The organism is Sporosarcina beigongshangi (assembly GCF_033485195.1).
In the GTDB taxonomy this organism is placed as follows: domain Bacteria; phylum Bacillota; class Bacilli; order Bacillales_A; family Planococcaceae; genus Sporosarcina; species Sporosarcina beigongshangi.
In genome coordinates this window covers 35,102-59,962 of sequence record NZ_JAWLIR010000001.1, presented here as the reverse complement: position 1 = coordinate 59,962, position 24,861 = coordinate 35,102, and the positions used below count along the sequence as shown (strand labels likewise).

The following is a 24,861-nucleotide window of genomic DNA, read 5'->3' as shown; positions in this document are numbered from 1 at the left end:
TATGTAAAATCCTTTCATCACTATTCTTGGAAGTAGCTCTTATTTCATTTGTCAGTCCACTAGTATTGTATTGCTTTATCCACGGGAATGCAGAAAGGTATATTTAGATTATCAATGGACCAGCCCCATTTAGTAATTTGGGCAGTGGTCCTTATCAGTTCTGGATGGGAATAGGGCTTGTTCTCGTAGGAATTTTTGGATTATATTAGCTGCTGTTTTCAGGAAGTTAGGTATGCTGCTTGATGAAAAGGAGGCATATAGGCATTGAATCCATCTGTTAAAAATAAGCTAAAGAAGATTTCTACCTTTATTCTATTTATTGTCATTATGAGTTTAGTGTCTTATTTTGAAGTGTTGATTAAGCGCCAAATTCAAAAAATAAAATTACTTTAGAACCTAAGAATATTCTTAAACTAATCACAATATGAAAGGTTGTTGCGCTTTGAACCGAATTTCAATGGTAGAAGACCTTTTAAAGGATTCATTTAAAATATTAAATGGGTTTCCCTATTATATTGCAATTGAAGAGAACGAGAGCACACACTATGACCATGGGAACTGGTTAGATGAGATAAGAACTTTAATTGATTTTGCTATACAAAGTGAACTTAATAGAGTAAGTGCTTTAATTAATAGGTCTTCTGAACATTATTTATATCTATCTAAAATGTTAATCAGCTTAGGATTTGAACAATATGCTTCAAAAATCGAGGTGTTCAGGGACCTGCATGATATAAATAGCAACGTAAAAGGATATGAGTGGCGTTCCTTAAGCGACTCTACAATTTCTGAAGAAGAATTTAAGAATCTTTGGAAGGATTGTATGTCTGGCTCAGAAAACTCAGTCTCTTCACTCACCATTGACGAACATCTAAGCTCGGTACAAAGTGAATTAGGGGAGAAGTGGAGAAAATCTTGTAAGGCAATTTATTTGGAAGGTAGACCTATAGGTGTCTCTATGCCTCATATCGAGCCCGGCACAGTAGATGAAGGAAGATTATTTTATTTTGGATTAATACCTGAAGAAAGAGGAAAAGGACAAAGTGCAATTATTCACTATCAATCAATGTATTTATTAAAACTAATGGGCGCCACTTATTACATAGGAAGTACCCATGAGACCAATAAAAAAATGCAGAAAGTATTTTCAAGAAATGGATGCTCTATTAGGGCAAGAATGGAATCATATTATAAATATTTAGATAGTTAATTAATTCTTTGATGAAGGGAAGGTATTTATAGAGTGAATTCTTCTATTAAAAATAAGCTGAAAAGGTTTCTGCCTTTATCTTATTTATTGTGATTGTAGGATTAGCGTCCTACTTTGCTGTGTACAAGGCTTCATTTTCACCGAATGGTTATGATATTGTTTCGCAGGAAAAAGATCGTGTCACGGTGAAATCATTTAATTTAGTTGGGATGGAAAAAGATATAACAACCGTAGTATTTTCTGAAGATGATGTATGGAAAATCGATTATATGAGCGATGAAATCAAGAAACTGAAAGATTTTTTATGGTTTCTGTTTACGGCAAGTAGCATTTCAATTCTTATGCTTATTATAAAGTTGCGTGGTGGCAAGCATTGGTGGTATGCAATTTGGGAAAGTAACCTAATTATCGCGATACTTTTACCGCTACTTTACATTAAAACCGCTTTGACGACTATACAGCGGTTGATTGAGAACCTATGAATCGAGAATTTGAAAAATAGAATGTGGGGTTTGGAATGAGAAAAGTTGAGGTTCTGCCTTATGATAAACAATGGGTTTCCATGTTTGAAAAAGAGTCTCGTAAATTGTATGAGATTTTAGGCACTGAAATAATTGAATTACATCATATAGGGAGTACATCCGTGAGCGGTCTGCATGCAAAGCCTATCATTGATATGATGCCTGTAGTAAGGGATATACATCGAGTGAATGACTATAACACTGCAATGATTGCCATTGGCTATGAACCAAAAGGTGAAAACGGCATAGCTGGGCGTCGATATTTCCAAAAAGGCGGAGATCATCGAACGCACCATATCCATATGTATGCATGGGGGAATCCAGAAATTAAGCGACATCTTACATTTCGGGATTATTTACGAGCATATCCAGATGTTGCACAAGAATATGGGGATTTAAAGGTAATATTGTCTCAACGTTTTCCCTATGATATTGAATCGTATATCAAGGGCAAAGAACAGTTAGCATCCGAGATTGAGCGAAAAGCGAAGGATTTTAATAATAACTATACGGAGTGATATTGAATGGAGTTTATAACACCAAAACATATTGTTTCAGCAGCAACGATTGTACTGAATGACCAAAATGAAATTCTATTAATAAAGGGACCAAGAAGGGGGTGGGAAATGCCTGGTGGCCAGGTTGAAGAAGGTGAATCCTTGAAGGAAGCTGCAATTAGAGAAACAAAAGAAGAATCAGGAATAGATATTGAAATAACGAAATTTTGTGGAGTATTTCAAAATATAAATGCTTCAATTTGTAATACATTATTTTTGGCTAGACCAATTGGAGGCGAGCTAACAACGAGTATTGAGAGTTTGGAAGTAGGTTATTTCCCTATTGAAAAAGCATTGGAAATGGTTACTTGGGGAAATTTCAGGCAAAGAATTGACTATTGTCTAAATGACGAAATGCAGCCTTTTTGCATTGAATTTTAATTTGGCATTTTCAGTTAGCAGATTGTGTAAGAAGATAGTTGAAATTATGTTTCATAAGAGAGTTACATTTGATACATACAGCTGGATCACGTGTTTCAAAAAGAATAACGAATGACTTAACAGCAGTGATAAAACGTTCGGAGGAGGAGTTAGCTATGATACATATTATAAAAGCCAATGCTAATCACGTTGAAGGGATAGCAAAAGTTTGTAGCGATGGTTATTGGGCAACATACAAAGAAACACATTCTGAAGCATACATCGAAGGAATAATTAAGGAGTTTTATAATCGTGAAAGAATTCTAAAAGAGGTTACAGAAACGAGTAAGGAATGGGGAGGCTATTTTGTTGCAGTAGAAGATAATGAAGTGATTGGAGCAGGCGGTGGTGGACTGGTTGGGGACGAATCTGGAGAAATTTTTGTTTTGTATCTAGATCCTAGCAGACGTAACGAGGGGATTGGCACAATGATAGTAGATGCTATTACGAAACAACAAAAGGAAGAGTTTAACGCAACGGAGCAATGGGTTTCTGTTTCGAAAGGAAATCAAAAAGGCATTCCTTTCTATGAGGCAAAAGGATTTATTCTTAACCATGAACGGGATGGACATGGAAGCGTTGATGGGGAAAGTTATATTTCATTAAGATATTGTCGTAAGATTTAATGGCTTTGTTAAATATGAAAGGGAGGTTAATACGATGAAAAAATATTTGAGCATGATTTCAGTAGTGTTGCTAATTGCATTTATCGTTTTAGGTTTTATTAGCCCGCAAGTATTGAATCCCTTACCTGATTCATGGGACATATTGATAATCATATCATTACTAGTTTGTTCATTTTTCACGGCATTATTTAGTGTGAAAGGACGTTTGAAAACAATTACTGTAGTGATTTCTTCACTTGGTATGTTAGCTTTATTAGTTCTAACTATTTTCAGTATTGGTATCATGTTTTTTGGTGATTTTGGAACATAGATATTTTTGGAAATGAAGAAATTGAGCAGGAATTAGAGGTTTATTTAAAGGGGAGAATGATTAGTGGCTAATCCATTTGACTGCATTACCGACTTTATTTTTGTTGAAACTGAAATTGCTTCAGCAGATGTCATTTTAGTGCCTGGTGCCAATCATCCTCAACTAATGGAGAAAGCTGCTTCTTTACATAAGCAGGGATTCGCACCATACATATTACCATCTGGTGGATATAAGCCACATGTAGGGACTACTGAGTGGAATTACTTACGGAATATTGGTATTGAAAACGGAGTACCAGAAGACGCCATTTTAAAAGAAGACAAAGCACGGCATACGTTGGAAAATGCTCGTTTTTCGTTGGAGGTTCTTCAAAAAGCAGGCACCCATCCGAACAAAGTAATAATTGTTTGTAAAGCAGGTCATTCTCGTAGAGCATTATTATGTTATCAATCGGAATTTCCAAAAGAAACCGAGTTTCTAGTAGCACCTGTTATAGATAGGCATGGGATAACGAAGGAAAATTGGTTTTTATCTGAAGTCGGGATCAGTCGTATCATGACCAAAGTTGAGAAAATCGGTAAATACTTTGGTGATTATATTCCGAATTGGGTTGAGTAATACATAGAATTTGTTCGAGAAATTTGAATAAACAATACAAGGGGGATCAATATGAAGGTGGTTCTTCAAGATGAAGTCGTTTTTGGTAAGATTATTTCTCCTAGTTTCGGTTTATTGTCAATCATGGGGGTCGCAGTTATTTTGGGATTTATAATATTTACTTTAAAAATGGGGGGATGGTAGTTTGAAGAACACAAAGTTAAGAATTGCAAGGATTATCCCTAATGTGTTTTGTTATTTAATGTTTATCGGAGCTTTAATTTTTGTTGTTAGCAATGCGGAAGGAATTAAGGGAATAGGACAAGCTCCCTATTGGACTTTAATGTTATTGGCGCTTTTAGGAGTATCTCTTTTGGGAAGTTTTCGAATATGGCGATGGATTTCCGATGGGAAAATGTAAAGGGTCTGCTTAGCAATTATGTACAATTTAAGAAGGGAATATGATTTTTACTAAGATGATAGTACAACTGGACATCGTATAAGGGCTAAAGTAAATGGTGAACTGAAAAGGAATGGGGGTAGATTTTTTGGATTCTAATTATAAATGTTCTATAGATATACGTTTCAGTGGCGGAGATATTCAATTTGACGTTTCGAATGACATACAGTTATTTAGTTTTAAGTCAGGTATAGGTTTTGTTGCAATCCCACATTTTTTTTCGACGCTTTCATCTCTATATAAAGGAGAGATCAGTGAGGCACAATTGGATTGTCACGGAAACTTTGATTACTATATATTTTCTAACGGTGGTACAAACCTTTTTATCGAACATATAGGTCATTATCCAGAAGGTATATTCAACTATCAATTTAAGCTAAAAAAATATATGGAAGCTATTGATACAGGTTTTCAAAAATATTTGCAACAACTTGAAAAGGAAGGAATATTACCTTTGGAAAACCCAGAATTTGGGCATCCATTAGGTGAGGATGTGTTGAATGCTTTTTATGATTTCTCATCACTTTTAAACTGTTAAAGTTAACAGAGTTATTCATACCGAATAGTCATAAAATAGAGAGGTGTGGTGACATTAAATGAATGAAACAATAGAAAAAGCAAAAGATCTTGAGGAATTATCTCACTTTTTATCGGAAATAAACAAACAAAAAAGATCACATATTGGCTATTGTGGCGTGAAGGTAGTGGAGATTTATGAAACATTAAAAGAAGACTTTGTCAGTGATGATGGCGATATCAACTTTTTTGTCGCGAGAGATAATACAGGGAAAATTATAGCAGCTGTTGGTTTGGATATGGATGAATCAAGTGCAGAAGTATGGGGCCCGTTTAATAAAAACTCTTCTGTCAGGCTACAGCATCAATTATGGGAACAGTTAGTAAACGATAATCCTACAGTTCAAACCTTTTACTTTTTTATTAATCAAGAAAATACAGAACAACGAGCATTCATGAATGAACTACAGACAAAAGAGTCGGGTGAACACCTTATTCTAGAAATTAGAGAACAAGACTTCAATAGGGTAAGTGAGTTAAAGAGTATACCTTTTATCCAAAGCGATTTTGATGCATTTGAAAAATTACATAACGAAATGTTTCCCGGTACGTATTATGATGCAAAAACAATAACAGAGAGACTAAGCGATGAAAATATGTTGAGAGTGCTTAAAACCGAATCTAATGAGTTGCAAGGCTATGCCTACTTTGAGGTTGATACTGAAATGGCGGAGGCTTCATTGGAATATATCGGTATTTCTAAAAAGGCACAAAATCAGGGTTTAGGCACGATGTTGTTAAAAGACGTGCTGACAGAAATGTTTTCTTACCCACAAATTAGCGAAATTAAACTATGTGTAGATAATACCAACAGCCGAGCGAATCACGTTTATATCAAAGCTGGCTTTAAACCGAGAGATATTTTAGTTAGTTATGTTCTTAAAGTGTAGAGGCTTTCGTTAAAGAGTTTATGGCTATTCGTTTTGGCATCGCCGTACTAGCTTATCTGGCGGTTTCCTGAAATGTAATGGTAATCACTTTTTCAGTAACCGTAGCATACTCAATTTTGACAAAGACACCGAATTCATGGCCAGCATCTTTGAGCCACAGTTTAAACTTTTCAATTGTCGAATCTCCTTTTAATTCATTGCCTTCATGCAGGTAGTCAATAATAGTTGCATTTGGATATCTGGATTGTGTTTCTTGCATAGCGAGCCTTCCCCACTTGGCATAGGCTGGAACTTCTTGATGGATTTGGGCCATCGCTGGGATGGGTGTTGGTCCGGCGTTAATAATCGTAAAAATACCGAGCGCAAGAAACGTTTTTCGCATAATGAATATCATCTCCTTTTGCAGTAGGATACGTAATTTTCTTGGGATTATTCTATAGAGGATAAGAATATGAATTTTTTCCAGGAATAATAGCAGGAGGTTACAATGATGAGAAACAAAATTGATGAAATAGTAGACAGTCTGCCAAAAGATGAGCTGGAAAATGTGTATTGGTCCATTAAGTTTATCGAAGATGAGTACCTGCTTAAGAAAAATTTACATAGGATCAGTTGATTGATGAGGAGGTTATGATTTGAAAGTAAAACAAATCTTGATTTATATGCTTATTTTCATTTCGTTCATTGCAACAGGTTGTACATCCGATGAAATAGAGAGTAATAACGCTGATAAAGAGATTAGAGATGTGGTATTGAATTATTTTGAGGAGCAAGATTGGAATCATGAACCAAATTCGAGAAGTGATTGGGAAAATGCGACAGTGGGGAAAATAACGGTGGATGACCGTTATAAAAATATCGATAAATCATATATGGGAAAAGAAATCTTTACGGTAACGATTGAAGATACAATCGCCGCACCAATTGTCTTTGTTGATCCAGGTACTTTAGAGGTGGTTGGAATTATGCCAGGGGAGTAATAGCCTTGTATTGCTATCTACTAAAATGTTTGCTGGTGAAATGAATGCAAATAATGATTTATTTAATCCTGAGGATTACTGTTGAAAACGATACGATGGTACATTTTCAAGAAGTAGCTTCCAAATATCTGGACAACCAACTTTGCTGGCTCCGTTTGTTAGAACTGTGTAAAAATTCATCATTTGAAAAACGCATTGAACAAATGCCGATTTCTAGCCGTCACAAGCCGTGTTATACAACTTTTGAAATGCTAAGAGGTGCATATGAAAAGACCTTAATCAAAGGTCTCGGTTCAATGACTATTCCATTAAATCCATTATCTTGTTAGTTGATTCTTCTGGGAGTATATAAATGGTGTGTGTATCATCTGTTTTCATTAAAGTACTTTCTTCAAACTTCCCACCCAACCAGAGATGAAAACTTTGTTTGTTTTCATTTTCATAAACAATATCCACATAAAACTCTGGATTTGCCATATTTACTATGCCATTTTCTTTTATAGCACTTGAAAATACGCTTTTCAAGATTTCAATAGAGAAGTCATCGTCAAAAATGGTTGCATTATTACCTTTTGATGTTGAAATGCTGACCTTCTTAATTTCTCCATCAAGTACTAGCACTTCATTTTCACCTGGTTGTTGTTCTGATAAGGCTTGTTTTGTTGGCTCCCGTTCAGTGGTATCCGTATCCGTATCTGTATTTATTGCAGCATTATCCTTTGCTTGGCAACCTAAAAGGGTAACAGTCATAAAAGACATTGATAAAACAAGTAGTACAAATTTTTTCATATACTGTATTCTCCAATCTTATTTTTAGTTATTATTAAAGTTAGACGAATCAAGTCCTTTTAACGTTTCAAAATTTACTGTGTTGTAATGAACGTTAAACCATATATCGATTTTTAGTTGATAACAACATTCTTTATGAAAACAGACTTGATTAAAGAGGTTAATTTGTAGCTATTTTAAAGCGTTGATCGAAGAAGGATTAATGCTTTTTTATCGAACTAACGAGGTAAGAATGGGTTGCTCTTACATGGCAGCCCCTTTTTATTGCGTAATAAAATTAAATCCCTTCATCTGGAGTTATTTCAACCTATAGCTAATTTGGTTAGAAAAATGAACTTTCGATAGATGAGCCTCGTTTATACTTATGAAAGGGGGGACGATTCGTGAATAAAGAACAATTGTTAGAAGAAATAATGGACCATTATACAGACTTGTTATTTCGGATTGCTTATTACTATACGAAAGATATACAAGTGTCTGAAGATATCGTACAAGATACTTTCGTGAAATTTTATCATTCAGCTCGTTATGAAGAACAGGGAAATATAAAGGCTTACTTATCAAAAATGACCGTTAATCGTTGTAAAGATTATTTGAAAAGTTGGTCTTATCGTAAAATAATCGTTCAAAAAAAGTTGTTCCATACTAAACACTATACGCATAAAGATGTCCTTATCCATACTGATGAAACAAATATGCTAGATGAAGCAATCCTATCTCTACCTTTAAAGCAACGGGAGGCGATTGTTTATTTTTATCTTGAAAATATGTCGATTAAAGAGATTGCGAAACTTCTATCTATTTCTGAAAATACGGTGAAGTCAAGGTTAAGACGTGGCAAAGAGCTATTAAAAGCTAGTTTGCAGCATATCGAATGGGAGGTGTTGTTAAATGACTAATTACCGTATGAAACGGCTACAAAATATAGCGGAAAATAAACAACGAATTATATCGAATACTCGGCAAAAAATAGCCGAGCCGAAGAATAAAACAATCAATTGGCTGTATTTATCAACATCAATGGCAGTCATTGTTTTATGTGTTTTTTTCGCAAGGCTATCATGGGATACAATTGGAAATCCAATTGACATCAGCCAATCAAACATGTTTGTTGAACAATCTGAGGTGGAGCTGATTGTAATTGATACTGTGGAAACAGGGGAAACGGTTACGATTGAAAATAAGGAAACGATCGTATTAGTAGCTGATTGGTTAAACGAAGTATTTTCTAAGCCCAACCACAATCTAGAGAATGAACAAGCAATTGCATATCAAATTTATATAAAAAATACGGGCTATTATCCAGCAGGAGCGATTTCAATTACGAGTGAAAAGTTGATTGTTGGAGAAAACTATTACGAAATCTCGGCTCAACAATATGAAACGATTTCGAGCCTAATATTCGAAGTAAAAGAAAAAGAAGATGACATTATTTTTGATGTTAATTCATTTGGAACAGTGAATGAAAAGCTATTGAAAGAGTTAGATGACGTGATTTCAGGAAAGATGAAAACAGAAGTATTTGGAAATGGTATACCGAATGCTATTCATACAGTACGTATTAATAAAGAAGGAATAGCAATTGTGGATTTGCGATTGGTTTTTAGAACTACTCTTGATAATTTCTGGTCTAGTCATGTCAAAGGTGAGGTGGGAAGGGCTTTTAATTCGATTCTATTTAATGAGCCTCAAGTAAGTACGGTTTATTATTTATTAGAGGGTAATTTTAGTGAGTGGAGTAGGTGGGGCGAATTTGTAGAAGAACCTTACACTCGAGAAATGTGGGAAGAAGTATCTTACGGGCTACAATCACTTTTTGAAATAAAAGTAGAAACACATTATGATATAGGTAATACTGACTCCCATTCAGGCTGGAAAACATCTCCTGATCATTTACAACAAGCAACCATTGATGGAAAAGGAGAAAATGCAATTGAAGAAGGAGAAGCGTTGCTGGTTATAGAAAACCTTGAAACGAGCGAAGCAACGATTTATAAGCTCAAAGATAATAGCGTAGCTCAAAATACACCTAAATATGTTGAGTGGATAGATGAAAATCGACTATTTGTAATTATCGGCTATGCGTATGGTACGGTAACGAAAGGTGGTCAACTTTATGAGATGAACATAAAGGACAATACCATTATCCCAGTATTCGAAGATTTGACAGAAAAAGAAGAGATTATGACCATTAAAGCCAATGACAACGGTACATTCACCTATCAAAAACATGTATATCATGATGATAATTATAGTGAAGGTCATATAGAAGAAGGTATACTTCCTTTTCCATCCGCTAAGTAATGAAGTGCTTCGTAAGAAGGGGAGCAATATGTATGCATGAGGTGAATTGCCTACCTAATACTCATACGCTTAGACGGTAGTTTGATGTAAGATAATGGTCCCATATTAATAGGCAAATTTTTATGCAGAAAACTCCGCAAAGAAGGAAGTGCTAAACGATGAATTTTGAAACGGTTATGCAGGAGCTTGAAGTCCTAGGCAAGGAAAGAATGAAGAAAATGTACATGTCCAATGGTGCTCATGAGCCACTTTGGGGCGTGGCTACAGGTGCTATGAAACCAATGGTAAAGACTATAAAAATAAATCAACCGTTAGCTGAAGAGCTTTATGCGACAGGAAACTACGATGCCATGTACTTTGCAGGTGTTATTGCAGATCCAAATGCGATGACAGAGTTGGATTATGATCGTTGGATGGATGCAGCGTATTTTTATATGCTGTCCGACTATGTAGTAGCCGTAACGTTATCAGAGTCAAATATTGCACAGCAAGTTGCTGATAAATGGATCGCAAGTGGGGAAGAGCTGCGAATGTCGGCGGGCTGGAGTTGCTACTGTTGGCTGTTAGGTAGTCGGAAAGATGTGGAGTTTTCGGAAAGTAAGATGTCCGATATGCTTGATTTGGTGGAAAATACAATTCATGATTCACCAGAGCGAACGAAATCCGCTATGAATAATTTTGTATACACGGTGGGAACATCCTATTTACCGCTCCATGAAAAGGCAGTCGAGACCGCAAAAGCCATTGGAGTAGTAGAAATTAAAAAAGATAATAAAAAGAGCAGTTTCATAAATGCCGGTGAAAATATCGAGAAAATGGTTGATAAAGGGAAGATTGGTTTTAAGCGTAGGCATGTAAGGTGTTAATAATATCCTCGCATTTGCGAGGATACATTTTTAATCAGTCACAATCAAACCTAATAAAGAAGCGATTTGAACGGCCTGATAAGAATTTATTTTACAGCCATTAAGATCCTCAAAAGATACGATAAGCGACTCAAAAGTAGAATTGCTTAGGTCAACCCCTTTAAGTCGCGTTTTTTCAAAGTTTGAACCATCAATTTTGCATGAGTTAAACTCGATATTTTTAAAAATACAATCATAAAAATCAGCACTGACTAATGAAGTGTCCTGAAATTTAACTTTTTCGAATTTTGAATTGCCAAATCCGGTTAAGTTTAGTACAGAATTATCAAATTCTACATTACCGAAACGAGATTCTGTCAAATCTAGCCCTAATAATTTGCAATTCTTAAATACAACCCTGTGTATGGAAGAATTACTTAAATTCGCGTTTGAAAAATCACAGTTCTCAAAAATGACGTCAGTCATTTCGATATGGCTAAAATCCGTATTATTAAACCTACAATTCTTTACAAACATTTGAGATAATCGTGGCCTATCCAGCACTTCATTCGTAAAATCGGAATCATTAATGATGCACAATTCAAGTTCTGGATCTTCTTGATAAAAAATATCTTGGAAATTCATTGCAGGTAAATCGTTAGGGATTTTGGGCGAATCAATTTTCATATGAACTACCTCTTTCCAACATAAATTAGGTTCATTTGTTCAAAAAATGAACTTCATACCTTGAATCATAACTGTAAGCCATTATCGATTATTATAAAAGACTATATTTTTATCGGGGTTTGTGTCCACTGTTCTTAAAATCTCTGATTGGATAAATGCGATAACCTAGGAAAGATGCTGAGTTATGAAAACCCGGTAAGTAAAAAAAGTGATTGTAGAGGAGGCTGTCTCATGAAAAAACTTTTGATTCTGGGTGCTAGTGGGTTGGTTGGGAAAGCGATTGCGAAGGAATGTGCACAGGATTTTGATGTATATGGAACATATTTTTCAACCAAAACGGATCTGGCAGACGACAAGCAATTTCAATTAAATGTTCAGGATGAGGGGGCGATAAGAGATATACTGCAGATAGTTGAGCCTGATATCATTATTTCGAGTTTACGGGGTGATTTTGACGAGCAGCTCACATTCCATCAAAACTTGGCGGAGGCAATAAAAAATAAAGCGACTAGGCTTTACTATTTCTCTACAACAAATGTTTTCGATGGTGATTTGTCCAGGCATCACAGTGAATCAGATGCAACAATTGCCGACTCGGATTATGGTCAATTTAAAATAAATTGTGAGAAAATGCTAACGGAATTACTTGGACATCGTGCTACCGTTATTAGAATACCCGGTATTTGGGGAAAGAACTCGCCACGCATGAACAATTTGAAAAAGAATATTGAAGTAGCTGAGCCTATTCAAGCTTATCGTAATTTAGAATGTAGTTTTCTGTCAGACATGCAGCTAGCTAGTCAAGTCCACTTCATTGTCGAACATGAATTGACTGGAATAATCCATTTAGCTTCAGTAGACAGGGTGAAAGAAAGCACGTTTGTCGAAGAATTAGTTGGTAAATTAACAACTCGGGACGTGAATTTGCAATATAACGCTTATCAAGACGAAGAAACTACTTATTATTTTGGCCTTGTGTCAAATCGTGAGGACTTGCCGGACAATCTTAACATTACTAACGGGGAAATTATATCTTATTTGCTTGGATGAGGGGAAACAGTATATGCCATTAGAAGAAGGTATTTTAGGGATGTTAATGATAGGATTTTCGGTTGTAATGGGGATTGCAATTATAATTCTGTTGTTACTTTGGTTTCAAAAGAAAAATAATAGTTCTGCCTATGCTTGGACATTATTGCATCTACTATTTTTCTCGGTTGCAGCTTATTTTTTCTTACAAGCTCTTTCTTTCGATTATGAACATGTAATGGCATCTGAAGAAAATTCACTTCAACTAGGAATTGCTGGAGTCATTTGGTTTTTCAGCATGGTTTGTTTGATTCTGGGAGTTTTTAAATTTTCTAATTCTGGAAGAGTGACGAGATAGTTAGTAGACTGAAAATAATGAAGTTAGTTGTAAAAGGATAGAGCAGGCAGAAAATTTCTGCTTGTTTCTATCCTTTTTTGCGACTTTAATAAAAACCTTCTATGAGGGCACGTCGTCTATTGATTGGGAGGAGGGATATAGGTTGGAGGAAGTAATTGTTAAAGCGTTTGAAACAGAAGATAGGAAAGTCCTCATGGATGAGATTATGAATCGCTATGGACAGGATATTTTAAGGCTTGTTTATTCTTACGTGAATAATAAAGAATTGGCGGAGGATTTGACGCAGGATATTTTTGTGAAATGCTATAAATCCCTTCATACATACAAAGGAAAATCATCGCTTCGTACATGGTTGTGGCGTATTGCGATTAATCACTCCAAGGACTTTCTGAAAAGTTGGTATAACAAACATGTCGTTATTTCGGAAGAACAACCAATCACCCATCGAACAACAAAAGAAATGGTGGAACAGGTTGTCATTCAAAAAGAAGAGGATGATCAATTAATTTCTGCGCTTTTGACGCTACCGATTAAATACCGTGAAGTCATCTATCTCTTTTACTATGAGGAATTGTTGATTAAGGAAATTGCAGTTATTACCGGGGCTAGTGTGAATACGGTTAAAACACGGCTTAGACGTGCGAAAGAGTTGTTGAAAGAACGATTGGAGGCATGAGGGATGGAGAATCGCTTGAAAGGACTAAAAAAATCAATGGATGATACTGCATTTAGCCAACTTCAGTTTACAGAACAGCATCGTAAGGAAATTCGGGCAAAAATTAGTGAAACGGATGACAGTGTTTTATTGGCTGTCATGCAGTTGCTTGTCGAAGAAAAAACGGGCTATGAATTGGTGCAGTTTTTAGGAGGACGGGGCATTCGAAAATTTGAAGACAACGAAGGTAACTTGTATACCTTGTTGCATCAGTTAGAACGCGACGGTTGCTTACAATCTAGCTGGAACGAGGCGACGAAATTTTATAGGTTAAACAATAAAGGCATAAAGCGATTAGGCAAAATGGAAAAGCAATCTAGTAGTAGACGATTCACTTTGAAAGACATCGTGGAGGGGTGAGTGACAAATGCACAAGAGTAGTCAATCTTTTTTAGGGGAAGTTAGGGAACAGATTCAATCAAAAGAAGCGAAGGAGTTTGTGGCGGCGGAGTTGGATCATCATATAAAAGAAGCAAAGAGTAAGTGGATGGAGAAAGGATTAGATGAAACAGTATCTGAGGAAAAAGCTGTCGTGCAGATGGGTAGTCCTGTAACGCTGGGACAGCAGTTGAATAAGCTTCATCGCCCAAAGGTGGATTGGCTGATGGTGATGTTGTTGGTTACGACGATGGGTTTAGGATTTTTACCGATTTTGTTTATTGAAGTTGAATACCATTACATGGATGCAGGCTCTTTTTCTGTGAAGAAAGCTGTGTATTCATTGTTAGGCGGGGCATTAGCTTTCGGAATAATGTTTATAAACTATCGAAAGTTAGAAAGATTTGGCTGGTTATTTTATGGTGTTGGAATACTCATTCTTCTGCTGTTGCACTATTCATCCCATATGATAAATGGCGTATCTGTTCTTGTAATCGGGACATACAAAATAGATAGTTTAGCAACTATGCCATTTTTTCTTTTAGCGTGGGCTTCCTTTTTTAATCATAAAAAAATAAAGATTTGGCATTTACTTTTATTATTCATAGTCTCTTTTGGGTTATTCTCGAACACTGCCAATCTTCCAGCAATGTATATCTATATCGCTATGGTATTTGGGCTATTTTGCTGTAGCCGGTTTAGCCGAAAAGTAAAGTGGTGGATTACTGGCGGGATAGTAGGCTCGTTATTTTTGTTAGGTTTAATGGCTTGGGCATCTATTAAAATGTATCAGATAGAGCGTTTGCTAGCGTTTATTAGCCCAGAACAATATGCCAGTGGAGCCGGCTATATGAATTTGCTCCTCCAAGAACATATATCAAAGGCGGGTTGGTTTGGCAACGCACTGAGTAGTGGGATGATACCCGATGTTCATACTGATTTTGTTTTTGCGGGCTTCACATATTATTTTGGCTGGCTAGCTGCCTTCGCCCTTTTCACGGTTCTTACCCTTTTTATCGTGAGAATTATGATGATTGCGCGTACCATTCATGAGCCCTTTGGCAAGTTGTTGTTAATGGGCGCAGTTGCACTGTATACGGTCCAGCTAGTTAGCAATATTGCAATGACGTTAGGATTGATCCCGATTACTTCGATTTCTTTACCGTTCATTAGTTATGGTTTAATGCCGATTTTGTTGAATGCTTTTATAATGGGCATTGTGTTGAGTGTTTATCGGCGGAAGGATTTGACGTCAATGAAATCGGCGCAGCCGCAGCAATAGGTAGGAAAACCCGAAGAGTAGATGCTTCGGGTTTTTTGCCTTTTATTTAGATAGAGAAAATGTTTGTTTCTGGAGTGGGTAGTCGAGTTTTCCGAAAAGGTAGTTCAGTTTTGCAAAAAGGTAGCTCAGTTCGTCCTTAGGGTAGTCCAGTTTGTCTCTAAGGTAGCTCAGTTTATGAAATTGGTAGGCGAGACTGACTTTAAGACTCTGCTCCAAGCTCCCGCGAGCGCGCAGTCGCTTTATCAATGCACTCCCCAATTGCTTCCTTAAACAATCTACCTTCCAACGCTTTCAATCCCGCTTCGGTCGTGCCGTTTGGACTCGTCACGTTTTTTCGCAGTTCTGCTGGTTCTGTACCGGTTTCTTTCATCATTGCCGCGGCGCCTTCGAGTGTTTGAATGATGAGGGAGCGGGCGGTGTCTTTGGAAATGCCTTTGGCTATCGCAGCTTCTTCAAGCGCTTCGGCTAAATAGTAAACATAGGCAGGGCCGCTACCAGATAAGGCAGTCACAGCATGGAGATCGTCCTCTTCGACTTCTTTCACTAGTCCAATGGCTTCCAATAGGCCAAGAACATGCTGGCGCATTGCTTCGTCAACAGCGCTATTCATAGCAATGCCCGTCGCGGACTTACCAATGGTAGCAGATGTGTTTGGCATGGAGCGCGCTACAGGTCGTGCGCCAAGTCCATTTTCAATTGTTTGGGTAGAAACGCCTGCAATGACAGACAAGACGGCTGCTTGTGGCGCAAGAAGAGGACGAATATCTGCCATCACCTGATGGATGTCTTTCGGTTTTGTCGCAAGCACAACTAAATCCGCCGTTTTTACCGCTTCTTTATCCTGACAGACGATTGAGACCCCATATTTTTTTTGTAATGAAATAAGTCTTTCATCATCTGATTTATTCATCACGTATACATTATGTGGCTCGATTGCTCCTTGCTTTACAATCCCAGCAATAACAGCTTCGGCCATTGAACCGGCACCTATGAAAACAATTTTTTTCATTTCAATCTCTCCTTGTATCTATCAAATTCCGACTGAATGGAAGAAAAAACATGCGTTTTCATCCTTTAATAAAAGGACGAAAACGCATGTTTCCGCGGTACCACCTAGTTTTACTAGCCAATTGCATGCCAGTACATCTCTTTCTTTCGTAACGCGAAAGGCACGGCCGGGTTTCCACGGCAGCTCGGAAGGAGGTTCAAGATAGGAGGGGGATTGTGGCTTTCAGCCGATGACCACATTTTCTGATATCCGTTTCTACCAATACTAATCTTCGTCTACGCTTATCGTTTCATGAATTAGAATGATTATTGCACGTTGTCTGAACAAAGTCAACATTCAGTTCGACTATTGGTTTGTCTGAATGAAAAACCAAATGACACTGATGATGGCGATGACGACCAGCACGGTGAATGTAACTTTGACTGCGCTCACCGGTGATTTACCGCTTACCTTTCCAGTCTGTCCATTGACTAAAAAACGATATATCTTATCGTTAAAGCTAAAGGATGAAATCCAAATAGGTAATAAAATATGCTTGTACGTAATCCCTGTATAGTCAGTGGAAACACTTACTATTTGGACTTCATCACCATGGACTTGCCCGTGAATTCCACTCCTAATCCCCTGGTCGATCATCCCTTTTGCATCTGTCCAGCCTTCCTTTAACGGAATAGAATATCTTTCTGCTAAAAAGCCCGATAGATACGGAGTTTTATAATCAACCAGTTCATGTAGACGAAAAGGCTCAATATTGTCAATCAGCCCACTAGCCACATTGCGTGAGGCTTTGACTAATACATCATCAAAAAACTCACTATAACGACCGTGTTCTGTGCGCCACCTAATTTTCCGTACCTGCTCTGTCACTTGTTTCGGTTTGCCGTCTTCCATGACAGTGCGCGTCACCATGACATAGTAATACGTACCAATTCTGACGACATAGTTAGAATTGGTTTGCGAATCAAATGTCCAGTAGGGAATATAGGCACCTGATAATTTATCCAATGTATACGATTTTTTTAACTTGTTTGGGGCAAAATATCTTTTTCGTATCCACACTTTAAATTTATCAATCGCTTCTTCCTTTGCAATTTGAAAGGGCAGTACCAATGCGGGCTTGATTCCGGCATGATGTTCGCTGATGGTGATGTGTGATGATCCGCAAAATGAACAGAAATCTGCTACCTTATCTTTATCCAATAGTGTTTCTGCACCACAGTTATCACATCTAAACACCCGTTTTTCATCGTCCCAACTATGATTGTCTTGCTCTAATGCTTGTAAAAAGTCATGCTCAATTGTATTATGCTGTGTCATTTCAATTTCTCGTTCGCTTCCACAAAACGGGCATTTTAGTGTCCCGCTTGTGGGATCAAATACAGCATTACCACCACAAGAAGGGCATTTAGTCACTTCTGTTTGCTCGACTATATATTCTTCATTCTCTACATCTGCCATGAAGACACCCCATTTACTTCCATATTACAAATTGTCTCCGCAGTCGACGCAAAACTTTGCTGTCGGCGGATTTTTCTTCCCACACTTCGCACAGGCTTTTTCTGTAATTTGCTGCACACCGCATTCTCCACAAAACTTGGCATCTGCATTGATAGGGGCTTGACAGCTAATACATGGCACTTTTTCTGTTTGAATCGTTTTTCCACATTCTCCACAAAATTTAGCTGTTGAAAGAATTTGTGCCTGACAATGCGGACAGCTTATTTTAGCTGGCTGTGCTGCCGCTGGTTGTTGCGGAGCTGCTGAAAAAGCATTGGCCATTACGCCGCCGAGTGCAGCCCCTGCACCAAGTCCAGCACCTGCGCCCGCTAATCCGCCGCCTTCATTGCGTGCCGCTTCACGAATCGCTTCGGCCGCTTGGTATTGCTGATACTGATTCATATCGCCGAGCACACCCATCGTTGTGCGCTTATCCATCGCTTTCTCGACTTCTTCAGGTAACGATAAGTTTTCGATGTAGAGGGAAGTGATGTCAAAGCCGAATGCGCTGAAACGTTGTTTCATCTTCGCTTGGCCTTGCGTGCTCAATTCATCATAATGCATCGCCAAATCCAAAGCCGGAATTTTTGACTCGGCAAACAGATCCGTTAATCCAGACAAAATCATCTTTTTCAGTTGCTCTTCGATGGCGCTTGTTTCGTAGGAAGCACTCGTTCCAAACAGTTCCTTGAGGAATACAGTTGGCTCAGACACCCGGTAGGAATAAATCCCGTAGCCACGTAAACGAATCATGCCAAATTCAGCATCCCGCATCATAATTGGGTTAGAAGTGCCCCATTTTTGATTGACAAATTGCTTTGTATTGACAAAATAGACTTCGGCTTTAAAAGGAGATTCAAAGCCGTGTTTCCATGACTTCAACTTTGTTAAAATCGGCATATTTTGCGTGTATAATTGATGGCGCCCAGGCCCGAAAACATCGGCAATCTCGCCTTCATTGACAAAAATGGCAACTTGAGATTCGCGGACAGTTAACTCTGCACCCATTTTGATTTCATTGTTTTCAACAGGGAAGCGATAGACTAACGTATTTGTACTGCTATCCGTCCATTCAATGACTTCGATAAATTGACTTTTGAAAAATCCGAACAAGCCCATGTAGACACTCTCCTTTAAGTAAGATAATCATTCTAAGAACTTAATTTAAATCAGTAGGGAATTTCGTTTCCTACTGATTTAAATTAAGCCTCCGGCGGATGTCACAAATTGTGAAAGGAGTTAATTGCGCAAGCGCAATTCTAAATTTGGACGCAAATACGCCAAGGCGTATTTAATTTTTATTATAGCATATTTTGAAAAATCAAAAGGTGACGTCCCTCTCTAAAAAAGGTACAATGGACTGAATACTCATTCATTTATACAAAGGGGACTTTTATTGATGATACATAAAATTATCATTCCAACACCATTCGCTGTTGGCGATGTCAATTCATTTCTGATGAAAGGAGATACACTGTCACTCGTCGATGCAGGACCGAAAACACCCGAAGCCTACGCGGCGCTCGAGCATGGCATTAAGGAAGCGGGATATGCATTCAACGATATTGAACAAGTCATTTTGACACATCACCATCCCGATCATGCTGGCTGGATTGATGCATTTGATCGGGCAAATGTGTTGGGGCATACCTATAACGATCTTTGGCTGAAGCGAGATGATGATTTTTTCAAGTACCATGATGCATTTTATTTGGAGCGTCTTTTGGAGGAAGGGGTTCCTGAGGAATATCTCTTTTGGGTCAAGCGCATGAAACGTTCCGCCGCGTTAATGGGGGAGAGACCGCTCGATCATCTACTTGCCGAGGGAGATGCACTGCCTGGACATGAAGGTTGGACGGTCATGGAAACACCAGGACATGCGCAAAGTCATCTCGTTTTTTTGCATGAACAAAGGGGTGAAATGATTGGTGGGGATCTTGTGCTTGAAAAAGTTTCTTCTAATCCACTCATTGAGCCGCCACTTGATCCGAAGATGGGACGTCCGCGTTCGCTATTACAATATAACGCGTCATTGAAACGGCTGCTGACATTGCCTATTGATATCATTTACAGTGGACATGGCAATGACGTGCGCAATATTCATCCGCTGATTGAAGGTCGCCTGGTGAAGCAGCGTGAACGAGCGATGAAGGTGCTGGCTATGATGGACGGTGGACCGCGCACTATTTTTGAACTCACAAAAGAGTTATTCCCGGCTGTTTATGAAAAAGAATTAGGGCTGACATTGTCCGAAACAATTGGTCAAACAGATTATCTTGTCGATGAAGGGCTTGTTGTTGAAACACGTGATGAAAGCGGCGTCTATTACTATGAACAAGCGTAAATCAGTTGTTGTGACAGGCGCGACGAGCGGTGTTGGCTATGCGGTGACAAAAAGGCTGTTGCTGGAAGGTCATACTGTTTGGGCGACAGGTAGAGCACCAGATAAGCTATGGGAATTGCAAAATGCAGGTGCACAAACGGTACCTGCGGATTTATCCGACAAAGAGGAAGTTGAACGGTTGTTGGCGCACATTGGTACGCCGGATATTGTTATTTTTTCTGCTGGTGTAGGAGCGTTCGATTATGCCTATGAAACGTCGGATGAAGCGATTGAGAGCATGATGGCAGTCAATGTTGTTGCGCCTATGCAGTTGAGCAAGCGTTTGTTGCCAGGGATGATGGAACGTCGGCAAGGGCACCTCATCTTTCTTGGTTCCCAGGCGGGTAAAGTGGCAACACCCAAGGCTTCAATCTACGCAGCATCTAAGCATGCGATTATAGGTTACACCAATGCTTTGCGAATGGAAGTAGCGCCATTCGGTATCCATGTTACTACAATCAATCCAGGACCCATTGATACGCCTTTTCTAGATTTAGCAGATGATACAGGTGACTACCGTACATCGCTTGGTCGGCATTTATTAGCAGTGGAAGATGTCGTAGATGCAGTGATGAAAACGGTGGGACATCCGGTGAGAGATGTGAATTTGCCTTGGTATATGGGCGTCACTAGTAAATTGCATGCTGTCGCGCCAGCACTTGTGGAACGGCTGGGGCGTAAGTATTTTATGAAAAAATGATACGGCATAGTAAAAAAGCTCAGATTTAAACCTGAGCTTTTTGAATGTACCTACTATAGTTAGAAGCATCATATAAAATAATTTACGCTTAGTTATCCTTTTCCAACTTACTTTCCATCAATTTTGCCATTTGTTGAGAATTCGAATCTTTTTCTTCATAGAGTTTATCAATGATGTTTTGATAGTCCTTTTCATTGCGATTTTGACTTAGTTTATTGGCAGCTTGAATTTCTTGTACTTTAATCTTGAATCCAACAATACCTTTTAGTTCTTTTTCTAACAACTGAGGAGAAATTTTATCCCATAAAACTGGATTTTCACGGTTACCTTCATATTTTCGCAGTAACTTTGTCAGATCCTGCTTTAGACCTTCCTCGTCCAAAATGTCGACTTTACCATACATATGTACAGCTTGGTAATTCCATGTCGGAACATTTTCTTTTTCATACCAGGAAGAAGAGATATAAGAATGCGCTCCCTGGAACATCACTAATACTTCTTCACTGGTTTCGAATGTTTTCCATTGAGGGTTTCCATAAGCCATATGCCCCGTTATATAATAAGTATCTTCTTCTTTACTGAACTGCAATGGCAAATGAGTAGCAATTGGTTTCCCTCGTTTTGTTGTGACAATCGTACCAAAAGAATTTTGTTGGACAAAATCCCAAATTTCATCAACATTTGTGACCTTAAAATATTTTGGAATATACATAATAACCTACCTTTCAAAAAGTTAAATGAGCGTTTTGGTCATGATCAAGTCCGTTTGCTCTTCATCTCCCATATAAAAAGAGTGGGCTCCAGTTTGAACAAACCCTATTTTCTTATAAAAAGCAATTGCATTTTCATTTTTTTCCCATACACCTAGCCAGATTTTACTTTTCTTGCTTTCTATCGAGATTTCTATCGCTTTATTTAGAAGGCATTTACCAAGTCCATGTTTTTGAAACTTGTACCTTATATAAATCCTTTCAATTTCAAGTGATTCATTGTCCATTTCTTCAGACTGTGCTTCATTGGTATTGACCTTCAAATATCCAGCAACTTCATTATTTAAATAAATAAAATAGAATTGCGAAGAAGGATTTGATAATTCTTTTTCCAATTGTTTTAAGTTAAACGCTCTTTCCAAATAGGCATTCATATTTTCGGGTGAATTCTGATGCTGAAATGTCTCATTGAATGTTTCGTAACTAATTTCCTGCAGTTCACGTGAATCTTCAAGGGTACATATTTTTATATTTATAGTCATTTACATATATCGCTCCTTTATGTAATCAATAAGTCCTCTTGTTTCCCTTTTTAACAAATTCCCAATCTTTTTCTACATTTTTTCTTGCCCTTTGAAGAAGATTGAAAATGGTTTCTGCATCTTTTTCAGAAAATCCCTTTAATGCAATGTTGTTGGAGTAATCATTTTCTTTTTTTATAAGTGGGTAAACATTTTTCCCTTTCTCTGTTGGAAAGAGTTTCTTGATTTTTTTATTATGTTCATCGTCTTTCTTTTCAATAAAGCCATTAATTTCAAGTTTTTTTATAGCACGAGATGCTGTTGTTCGATCTACTTTTATCATTTCAGCTAACTTTTCTTGAATGATTCCTGGGTTTTCAAATATTCGTACAAGGTATAAATACTGACCTTTTGTCAGGTCATATTCTTTAAATTCTATATTACTTATCGAATCTAATGCCCTTGCTATCATTCCAATTTCACGAAGAATTCCCTTCATAATTTCCTCCTTAGTACATATTTTTTATTGCGAATGCAATAAAAATGGCATACATTAAATATATTTTATTTTTGTTGCATTTGCAACAAAAATAAATTACGAAAAGGACGAGTAAAGTGCAATGTTTTCAAATGATCTTTAATCGGTATTATTACTCTTTCTGTTTCCTCTACAAGACATTTGGTTAATTTACCCGATTGAATATGAACGTATGTTCTGTATATAATTAGTGGAACAATCGTTCTTAGTTGGAGGAGTGAAATATGTATAAACATTTACCAGATCGAAAAATCGTCTGTCTCGACATGCGTAGCTTTTATGCGAGTTGCGCTGCGGTGATTGAAGGGCTCGATGTCACGAAGACGTCCATTGCCGTTATTGGCAACAAAGAACGGAAAGGTGGCATTGTCCTAGCGGCGTCTCCGTTGCTCAAGAAGAAATTTGGGGTGGAGTCTTGTATGCGTCTGTTTGAAATCCCAGATGATCCCTCGATTCACCTTATCGAGCCCCAGATGGCGTTGTATATAGAGATATCAATGGAAATCACCCGATTGCTAAATAATTATGTGCCAAAAGAAGCCATTCATGTGTACAGTATCGACGAAAGTTTTATTGACTTAGGTGGGACGGAGCGATTATGGGGACCTGTGGAAGAGACGGTTCAACGTATACAAGACGATCTTGAAAACCAATTTCAATTGCGATCAGCCTGTGGAATTGGCCCGAATATGCTGATGGCAAAACTTGCTCTCGACATCGAAGCGAAAAAGACGGGTATCGCGCGGTGGACGTATGAGGATGTTCCGACAAAGTTATGGCCTGTTGCGCCGTTGAGTCGCATGTGGGGGATAGGTAGTCGATTGGAAAAAACATTGAATGATATGGGATTATATTCTGTCGGCGATCTTGCTCACGAGCCCCTTGAAGTGCTTGAAAAGAAGTTCGGCCTAATGGGCAATCAATTGTATCACCATGCGCACGGAATCGACTTGTCCGATTTGGGTGCCCCACTTGTTGAAGGGCAAAAGAGCTATGGGAAAGGGCAAGTGTTGTATCGGGATTATAATAAACGAGAAGATGTGCTCACGGTTATGCTTGAAATGTGTGAAGATGTCGCGAGGCGGGCAAGGGAAGCAAGAAAGGTAGGGCGTACGGTCCATTTGTCTATCGGCTATTCGAAACGGTCGCTGTCTGGCGGTTTTAGCCGTTCACGTTCGATGGGTGAGGCGACCAATGACACGATGAAAATCTATCAACTCTGTATAACACTATTCGATAAGTTCCATGACGGCAGTTCGGTACGACGTTTATCGATTAGCCTAACAAATTTGGAAGAGGAGCATTCTGTGCAGCTTAACCTGTTCGATAATCAATCAGAACGAACTCGGCAACTAGGTGCAACCATCGATGCACTCAGGAGTAAATACGGATCAAATGCTATTCTCCGTGCGGTGTCTTATACAGAGGCGGGGACAGCCATTGAGCGAGATAAGCTGATTGGGGGGCATAAGAAATAGTTGGAAAAACTTATTAATTCTAACCAAGTGTAAGGCATTTTTTCGCACAGTTTAACAAAGCATCCCTCGTTTTTGAGAGATGCTTTGTTTTTCTTATTCGTACTATTTCAGTTTTATTTCACATAAACAATTGGCAATCTTTATGAAGAAAATTATATGTAAACAGGCGAAAGAGAACATATGTGTGGTATACTATAAGAGTAATTAAATAGGGAATCGAGGGTAGTCGGCACTCCTGTTATGGTCTATTCACCTGACGGAAGGGGGTGTTGTATGTGAGCGTGTTTCAAGCAATTGTCCTTATGATTAGCTTCGCCAGCCTAATCGTTGCTGTCATCGCATTATCACAAAAGAAATAACCCGCCCTTGAGCCTCCAAGCAAATGAGCGGATTATTCTGTAGAGTTTGCTGATCGCCTTTGAAGCGATCCTATTTTATTGCAAAGCCGTTTGATGGTTGCGCATCAGACGGTCTTTTTAATATATGCTACT

General features: G+C 38.1%; 34 protein-coding genes. 25 read left to right on the top strand and 9 right to left on the bottom strand.

Annotated elements, in window-relative coordinates; genetic code table 11:
- Positions 1–442 precede the first annotated feature (442 nt).
- The 11 genes from R2B77_RS00330 to R2B77_RS00280 all read left to right on the top strand — a co-directional run bounded on the left by R2B77_RS00330 (position 443) and on the right by R2B77_RS00280 (position 6,167).
- On the top strand, positions 443–1,210 hold the full coding sequence (locus tag R2B77_RS00330; protein ID WP_203248753.1) for a hypothetical protein: 768 nt from the start codon (positions 443–445) through the stop codon (positions 1,208–1,210).
- An 89-nt stretch (positions 1,211–1,299) separates the two neighbouring features.
- Complete coding sequence (locus tag R2B77_RS00325) at positions 1,300–1,692, top strand: hypothetical protein (RefSeq protein WP_203248754.1); 393 nt, start codon at positions 1,300–1,302, stop codon at positions 1,690–1,692.
- Positions 1,693–1,727: 35 nt separating this feature from the next.
- The gene (locus R2B77_RS00320; protein WP_203248755.1) at positions 1,728–2,249 is read left to right on the top strand and encodes a GrpB family protein; all 522 of its coding nucleotides are present in this window, start codon (positions 1,728–1,730) and stop codon (positions 2,247–2,249) included.
- Positions 2,250–2,255: 6 nt separating this feature from the next.
- Positions 2,256–2,669 carry an NUDIX hydrolase gene (locus R2B77_RS00315; RefSeq protein ID WP_203248756.1) on the top strand — a complete coding sequence of 138 codons (414 nt, stop codon included), beginning with the start codon at positions 2,256–2,258 and terminating at the stop codon, positions 2,667–2,669.
- A gap of 155 nt (positions 2,670–2,824) precedes the next feature.
- Positions 2,825–3,334, top strand: a complete 510-nt coding sequence (locus tag R2B77_RS00310; RefSeq protein ID WP_203248757.1) for a GNAT family N-acetyltransferase — start codon at positions 2,825–2,827, stop codon at positions 3,332–3,334.
- Positions 3,335–3,368: 34 nt separating this feature from the next.
- A complete protein-coding gene (locus R2B77_RS00305; RefSeq protein ID WP_203248758.1) occupies positions 3,369–3,644 on the top strand; it encodes a hypothetical protein in 276 nt (91 codons plus the stop codon).
- A gap of 63 nt (positions 3,645–3,707) precedes the next feature.
- The gene (locus R2B77_RS00300; protein WP_203248759.1) at positions 3,708–4,262 is read left to right on the top strand and encodes a YdcF family protein; all 555 of its coding nucleotides are present in this window, start codon (positions 3,708–3,710) and stop codon (positions 4,260–4,262) included.
- Positions 4,263–4,313: 51 nt separating this feature from the next.
- Complete coding sequence (locus R2B77_RS00295) at positions 4,314–4,445, top strand: hypothetical protein (protein ID WP_322555611.1); 132 nt, start codon at positions 4,314–4,316, stop codon at positions 4,443–4,445.
- A gap of 1 nt (position 4,446) precedes the next feature.
- Positions 4,447–4,662 (top strand): hypothetical protein, encoded by a 216-nt coding sequence (locus R2B77_RS00290; protein WP_203248760.1) that lies wholly within the window; start codon positions 4,447–4,449, stop codon positions 4,660–4,662.
- 127 nt (positions 4,663–4,789) lie between these two features.
- Complete coding sequence (locus tag R2B77_RS00285) at positions 4,790–5,239, top strand: hypothetical protein (protein ID WP_203248761.1); 450 nt, start codon at positions 4,790–4,792, stop codon at positions 5,237–5,239.
- 58 nt (positions 5,240–5,297) lie between these two features.
- Complete coding sequence (locus R2B77_RS00280) at positions 5,298–6,167, top strand: GNAT family N-acetyltransferase (protein ID WP_203248762.1); 870 nt, start codon at positions 5,298–5,300, stop codon at positions 6,165–6,167.
- A 52-nt stretch (positions 6,168–6,219) separates the two neighbouring features.
- On the opposite strand, the gene R2B77_RS00275 is transcribed toward R2B77_RS00280, so the two are convergent.
- The gene (locus R2B77_RS00275; protein ID WP_203248763.1) at positions 6,220–6,549 is read right to left on the bottom strand and encodes a DUF3889 domain-containing protein; all 330 of its coding nucleotides are present in this window, start codon (positions 6,547–6,549) and stop codon (positions 6,220–6,222) included.
- A 108-nt stretch (positions 6,550–6,657) separates the two neighbouring features.
- Here R2B77_RS00275 and R2B77_RS00270 point away from each other — a divergent pair, with 108 nt between their 5' ends.
- Together R2B77_RS00270 and R2B77_RS00265 are read left to right on the top strand one after the other, a co-directional pair.
- Complete coding sequence (locus R2B77_RS00270; protein ID WP_322555610.1) at positions 6,658–6,783, top strand: hypothetical protein; 126 nt, start codon at positions 6,658–6,660, stop codon at positions 6,781–6,783.
- A 19-nt stretch (positions 6,784–6,802) separates the two neighbouring features.
- The gene (locus tag R2B77_RS00265) at positions 6,803–7,147 is read left to right on the top strand and encodes a hypothetical protein (RefSeq protein WP_203248764.1); all 345 of its coding nucleotides are present in this window, start codon (positions 6,803–6,805) and stop codon (positions 7,145–7,147) included.
- Positions 7,148–7,447: 300 nt separating this feature from the next.
- Here the strand turns inward: R2B77_RS00265 and R2B77_RS00260 are convergent, their stop codons facing one another.
- Positions 7,448–7,936 (bottom strand): hypothetical protein, encoded by a 489-nt coding sequence (locus R2B77_RS00260; protein WP_203248765.1) that lies wholly within the window; start codon positions 7,934–7,936, stop codon positions 7,448–7,450.
- 383 nt (positions 7,937–8,319) lie between these two features.
- On the opposite strand from R2B77_RS00260, the gene R2B77_RS00255 reads away from it, so the two are divergent.
- The 3 genes from R2B77_RS00255 (at position 8,320) to R2B77_RS00245 (ending at position 11,106) form a co-directional block, all read left to right on the top strand.
- A complete protein-coding gene (locus tag R2B77_RS00255) occupies positions 8,320–8,835 on the top strand; it encodes a sigma-70 family RNA polymerase sigma factor (RefSeq protein ID WP_203248766.1) in 516 nt (171 codons plus the stop codon).
- Positions 8,828–10,240, top strand: coding sequence for a DUF4652 domain-containing protein (locus R2B77_RS00250; RefSeq protein ID WP_322555609.1), 1,413 nt, complete (start codon positions 8,828–8,830; stop codon positions 10,238–10,240). Before R2B77_RS00255 ends, R2B77_RS00250 begins: the two co-directional genes overlap by 8 nt.
- Positions 10,241–10,398: 158 nt before the next feature.
- A complete protein-coding gene (locus tag R2B77_RS00245) occupies positions 10,399–11,106 on the top strand; it encodes a DNA alkylation repair protein (protein WP_203248768.1) in 708 nt (235 codons plus the stop codon).
- Positions 11,107–11,136: 30 nt separating this feature from the next.
- On the opposite strand, the gene R2B77_RS00240 is transcribed toward R2B77_RS00245, so the two are convergent.
- Positions 11,137–11,772: a pentapeptide repeat-containing protein gene (locus R2B77_RS00240; RefSeq protein WP_203248769.1), complete on the bottom strand. Its 636-nt coding sequence runs from the start codon at positions 11,770–11,772 to the stop codon at positions 11,137–11,139.
- A gap of 231 nt (positions 11,773–12,003) precedes the next feature.
- Here R2B77_RS00240 and R2B77_RS00235 point away from each other — a divergent pair, with 231 nt between their 5' ends.
- The 5 genes from R2B77_RS00235 (at position 12,004) to R2B77_RS00215 (ending at position 15,534) form a co-directional block, all read left to right on the top strand.
- Positions 12,004–12,822 carry a sugar nucleotide-binding protein gene (locus R2B77_RS00235; protein ID WP_203248770.1) on the top strand — a complete coding sequence of 273 codons (819 nt, stop codon included), beginning with the start codon at positions 12,004–12,006 and terminating at the stop codon, positions 12,820–12,822.
- 13 nt (positions 12,823–12,835) lie between these two features.
- The gene (locus R2B77_RS00230; protein ID WP_203248771.1) at positions 12,836–13,159 is read left to right on the top strand and encodes a hypothetical protein; all 324 of its coding nucleotides are present in this window, start codon (positions 12,836–12,838) and stop codon (positions 13,157–13,159) included.
- Between the two features lie 142 nt (positions 13,160–13,301).
- Complete coding sequence (locus R2B77_RS00225) at positions 13,302–13,835, top strand: sigma-70 family RNA polymerase sigma factor (protein WP_203248772.1); 534 nt, start codon at positions 13,302–13,304, stop codon at positions 13,833–13,835.
- A gap of 3 nt (positions 13,836–13,838) precedes the next feature.
- A complete protein-coding gene (locus tag R2B77_RS00220; protein WP_203248773.1) occupies positions 13,839–14,234 on the top strand; it encodes a PadR family transcriptional regulator in 396 nt (131 codons plus the stop codon).
- A gap of 7 nt (positions 14,235–14,241) precedes the next feature.
- Positions 14,242–15,534 carry an FtsW/RodA/SpoVE family cell cycle protein gene (locus R2B77_RS00215; protein ID WP_203248774.1) on the top strand — a complete coding sequence of 431 codons (1,293 nt, stop codon included), beginning with the start codon at positions 14,242–14,244 and terminating at the stop codon, positions 15,532–15,534.
- 199 nt (positions 15,535–15,733) lie between these two features.
- Here the strand turns inward: R2B77_RS00215 and proC are convergent, their stop codons facing one another.
- From proC to R2B77_RS00200, 3 genes are all read right to left on the bottom strand, one after another.
- Positions 15,734–16,543, bottom strand: coding sequence for a pyrroline-5-carboxylate reductase (proC, locus tag R2B77_RS00210; RefSeq protein WP_203248775.1), 810 nt, complete (start codon positions 16,541–16,543; stop codon positions 15,734–15,736).
- A gap of 345 nt (positions 16,544–16,888) precedes the next feature.
- Positions 16,889–18,001, bottom strand: coding sequence for a TFIIB-type zinc ribbon-containing protein (locus tag R2B77_RS00205; RefSeq protein ID WP_203248776.1), 1,113 nt, complete (start codon positions 17,999–18,001; stop codon positions 16,889–16,891).
- A 24-nt stretch (positions 18,002–18,025) separates the two neighbouring features.
- Positions 18,026–19,159: an SPFH domain-containing protein gene (locus R2B77_RS00200; RefSeq protein WP_203248777.1), complete on the bottom strand. Its 1,134-nt coding sequence runs from the start codon at positions 19,157–19,159 to the stop codon at positions 18,026–18,028.
- 280 nt (positions 19,160–19,439) lie between these two features.
- Here R2B77_RS00200 and R2B77_RS00195 point away from each other — a divergent pair, with 280 nt between their 5' ends.
- Together R2B77_RS00195 and R2B77_RS00190 are read left to right on the top strand one after the other, a co-directional pair.
- Entirely contained in the window at positions 19,440–20,384 is a 945-nt protein-coding gene (locus R2B77_RS00195; RefSeq protein ID WP_212391832.1) for an MBL fold metallo-hydrolase, read from the top strand.
- Positions 20,347–21,123: an SDR family NAD(P)-dependent oxidoreductase gene (locus tag R2B77_RS00190; protein ID WP_322555614.1), complete on the top strand. Its 777-nt coding sequence runs from the start codon at positions 20,347–20,349 to the stop codon at positions 21,121–21,123. The genes R2B77_RS00195 and R2B77_RS00190 overlap by 38 nt, the downstream gene beginning before the upstream one ends.
- Positions 21,124–21,211: 88 nt before the next feature.
- Here the strand turns inward: R2B77_RS00190 and R2B77_RS00185 are convergent, their stop codons facing one another.
- From R2B77_RS00185 to R2B77_RS00175, 3 genes are read right to left on the bottom strand one after another with little or no spacing between them, the layout of a single operon-like run.
- Positions 21,212–21,835, bottom strand: coding sequence for an FMN-binding negative transcriptional regulator (locus tag R2B77_RS00185; RefSeq protein ID WP_203248780.1), 624 nt, complete (start codon positions 21,833–21,835; stop codon positions 21,212–21,214).
- Between the two features lie 21 nt (positions 21,836–21,856).
- Positions 21,857–22,375 carry a GNAT family N-acetyltransferase gene (locus tag R2B77_RS00180; protein ID WP_203248781.1) on the bottom strand — a complete coding sequence of 173 codons (519 nt, stop codon included), beginning with the start codon at positions 22,373–22,375 and terminating at the stop codon, positions 21,857–21,859.
- A 25-nt stretch (positions 22,376–22,400) separates the two neighbouring features.
- Positions 22,401–22,853, bottom strand: coding sequence for a MarR family winged helix-turn-helix transcriptional regulator (locus R2B77_RS00175; RefSeq protein WP_203248782.1), 453 nt, complete (start codon positions 22,851–22,853; stop codon positions 22,401–22,403).
- A gap of 263 nt (positions 22,854–23,116) precedes the next feature.
- On the opposite strand from R2B77_RS00175, the gene R2B77_RS00170 reads away from it, so the two are divergent.
- Both R2B77_RS00170 and R2B77_RS17945 read left to right on the top strand, forming a co-directional pair.
- Positions 23,117–24,370 (top strand): Y-family DNA polymerase, encoded by a 1,254-nt coding sequence (locus tag R2B77_RS00170; protein ID WP_203248783.1) that lies wholly within the window; start codon positions 23,117–23,119, stop codon positions 24,368–24,370.
- 266 nt (positions 24,371–24,636) lie between these two features.
- Positions 24,637–24,729: a putative holin-like toxin gene (locus tag R2B77_RS17945; RefSeq protein WP_404830719.1), complete on the top strand. Its 93-nt coding sequence runs from the start codon at positions 24,637–24,639 to the stop codon at positions 24,727–24,729.
- The last annotated feature ends 132 nt before the right edge of the window (positions 24,730–24,861 follow it).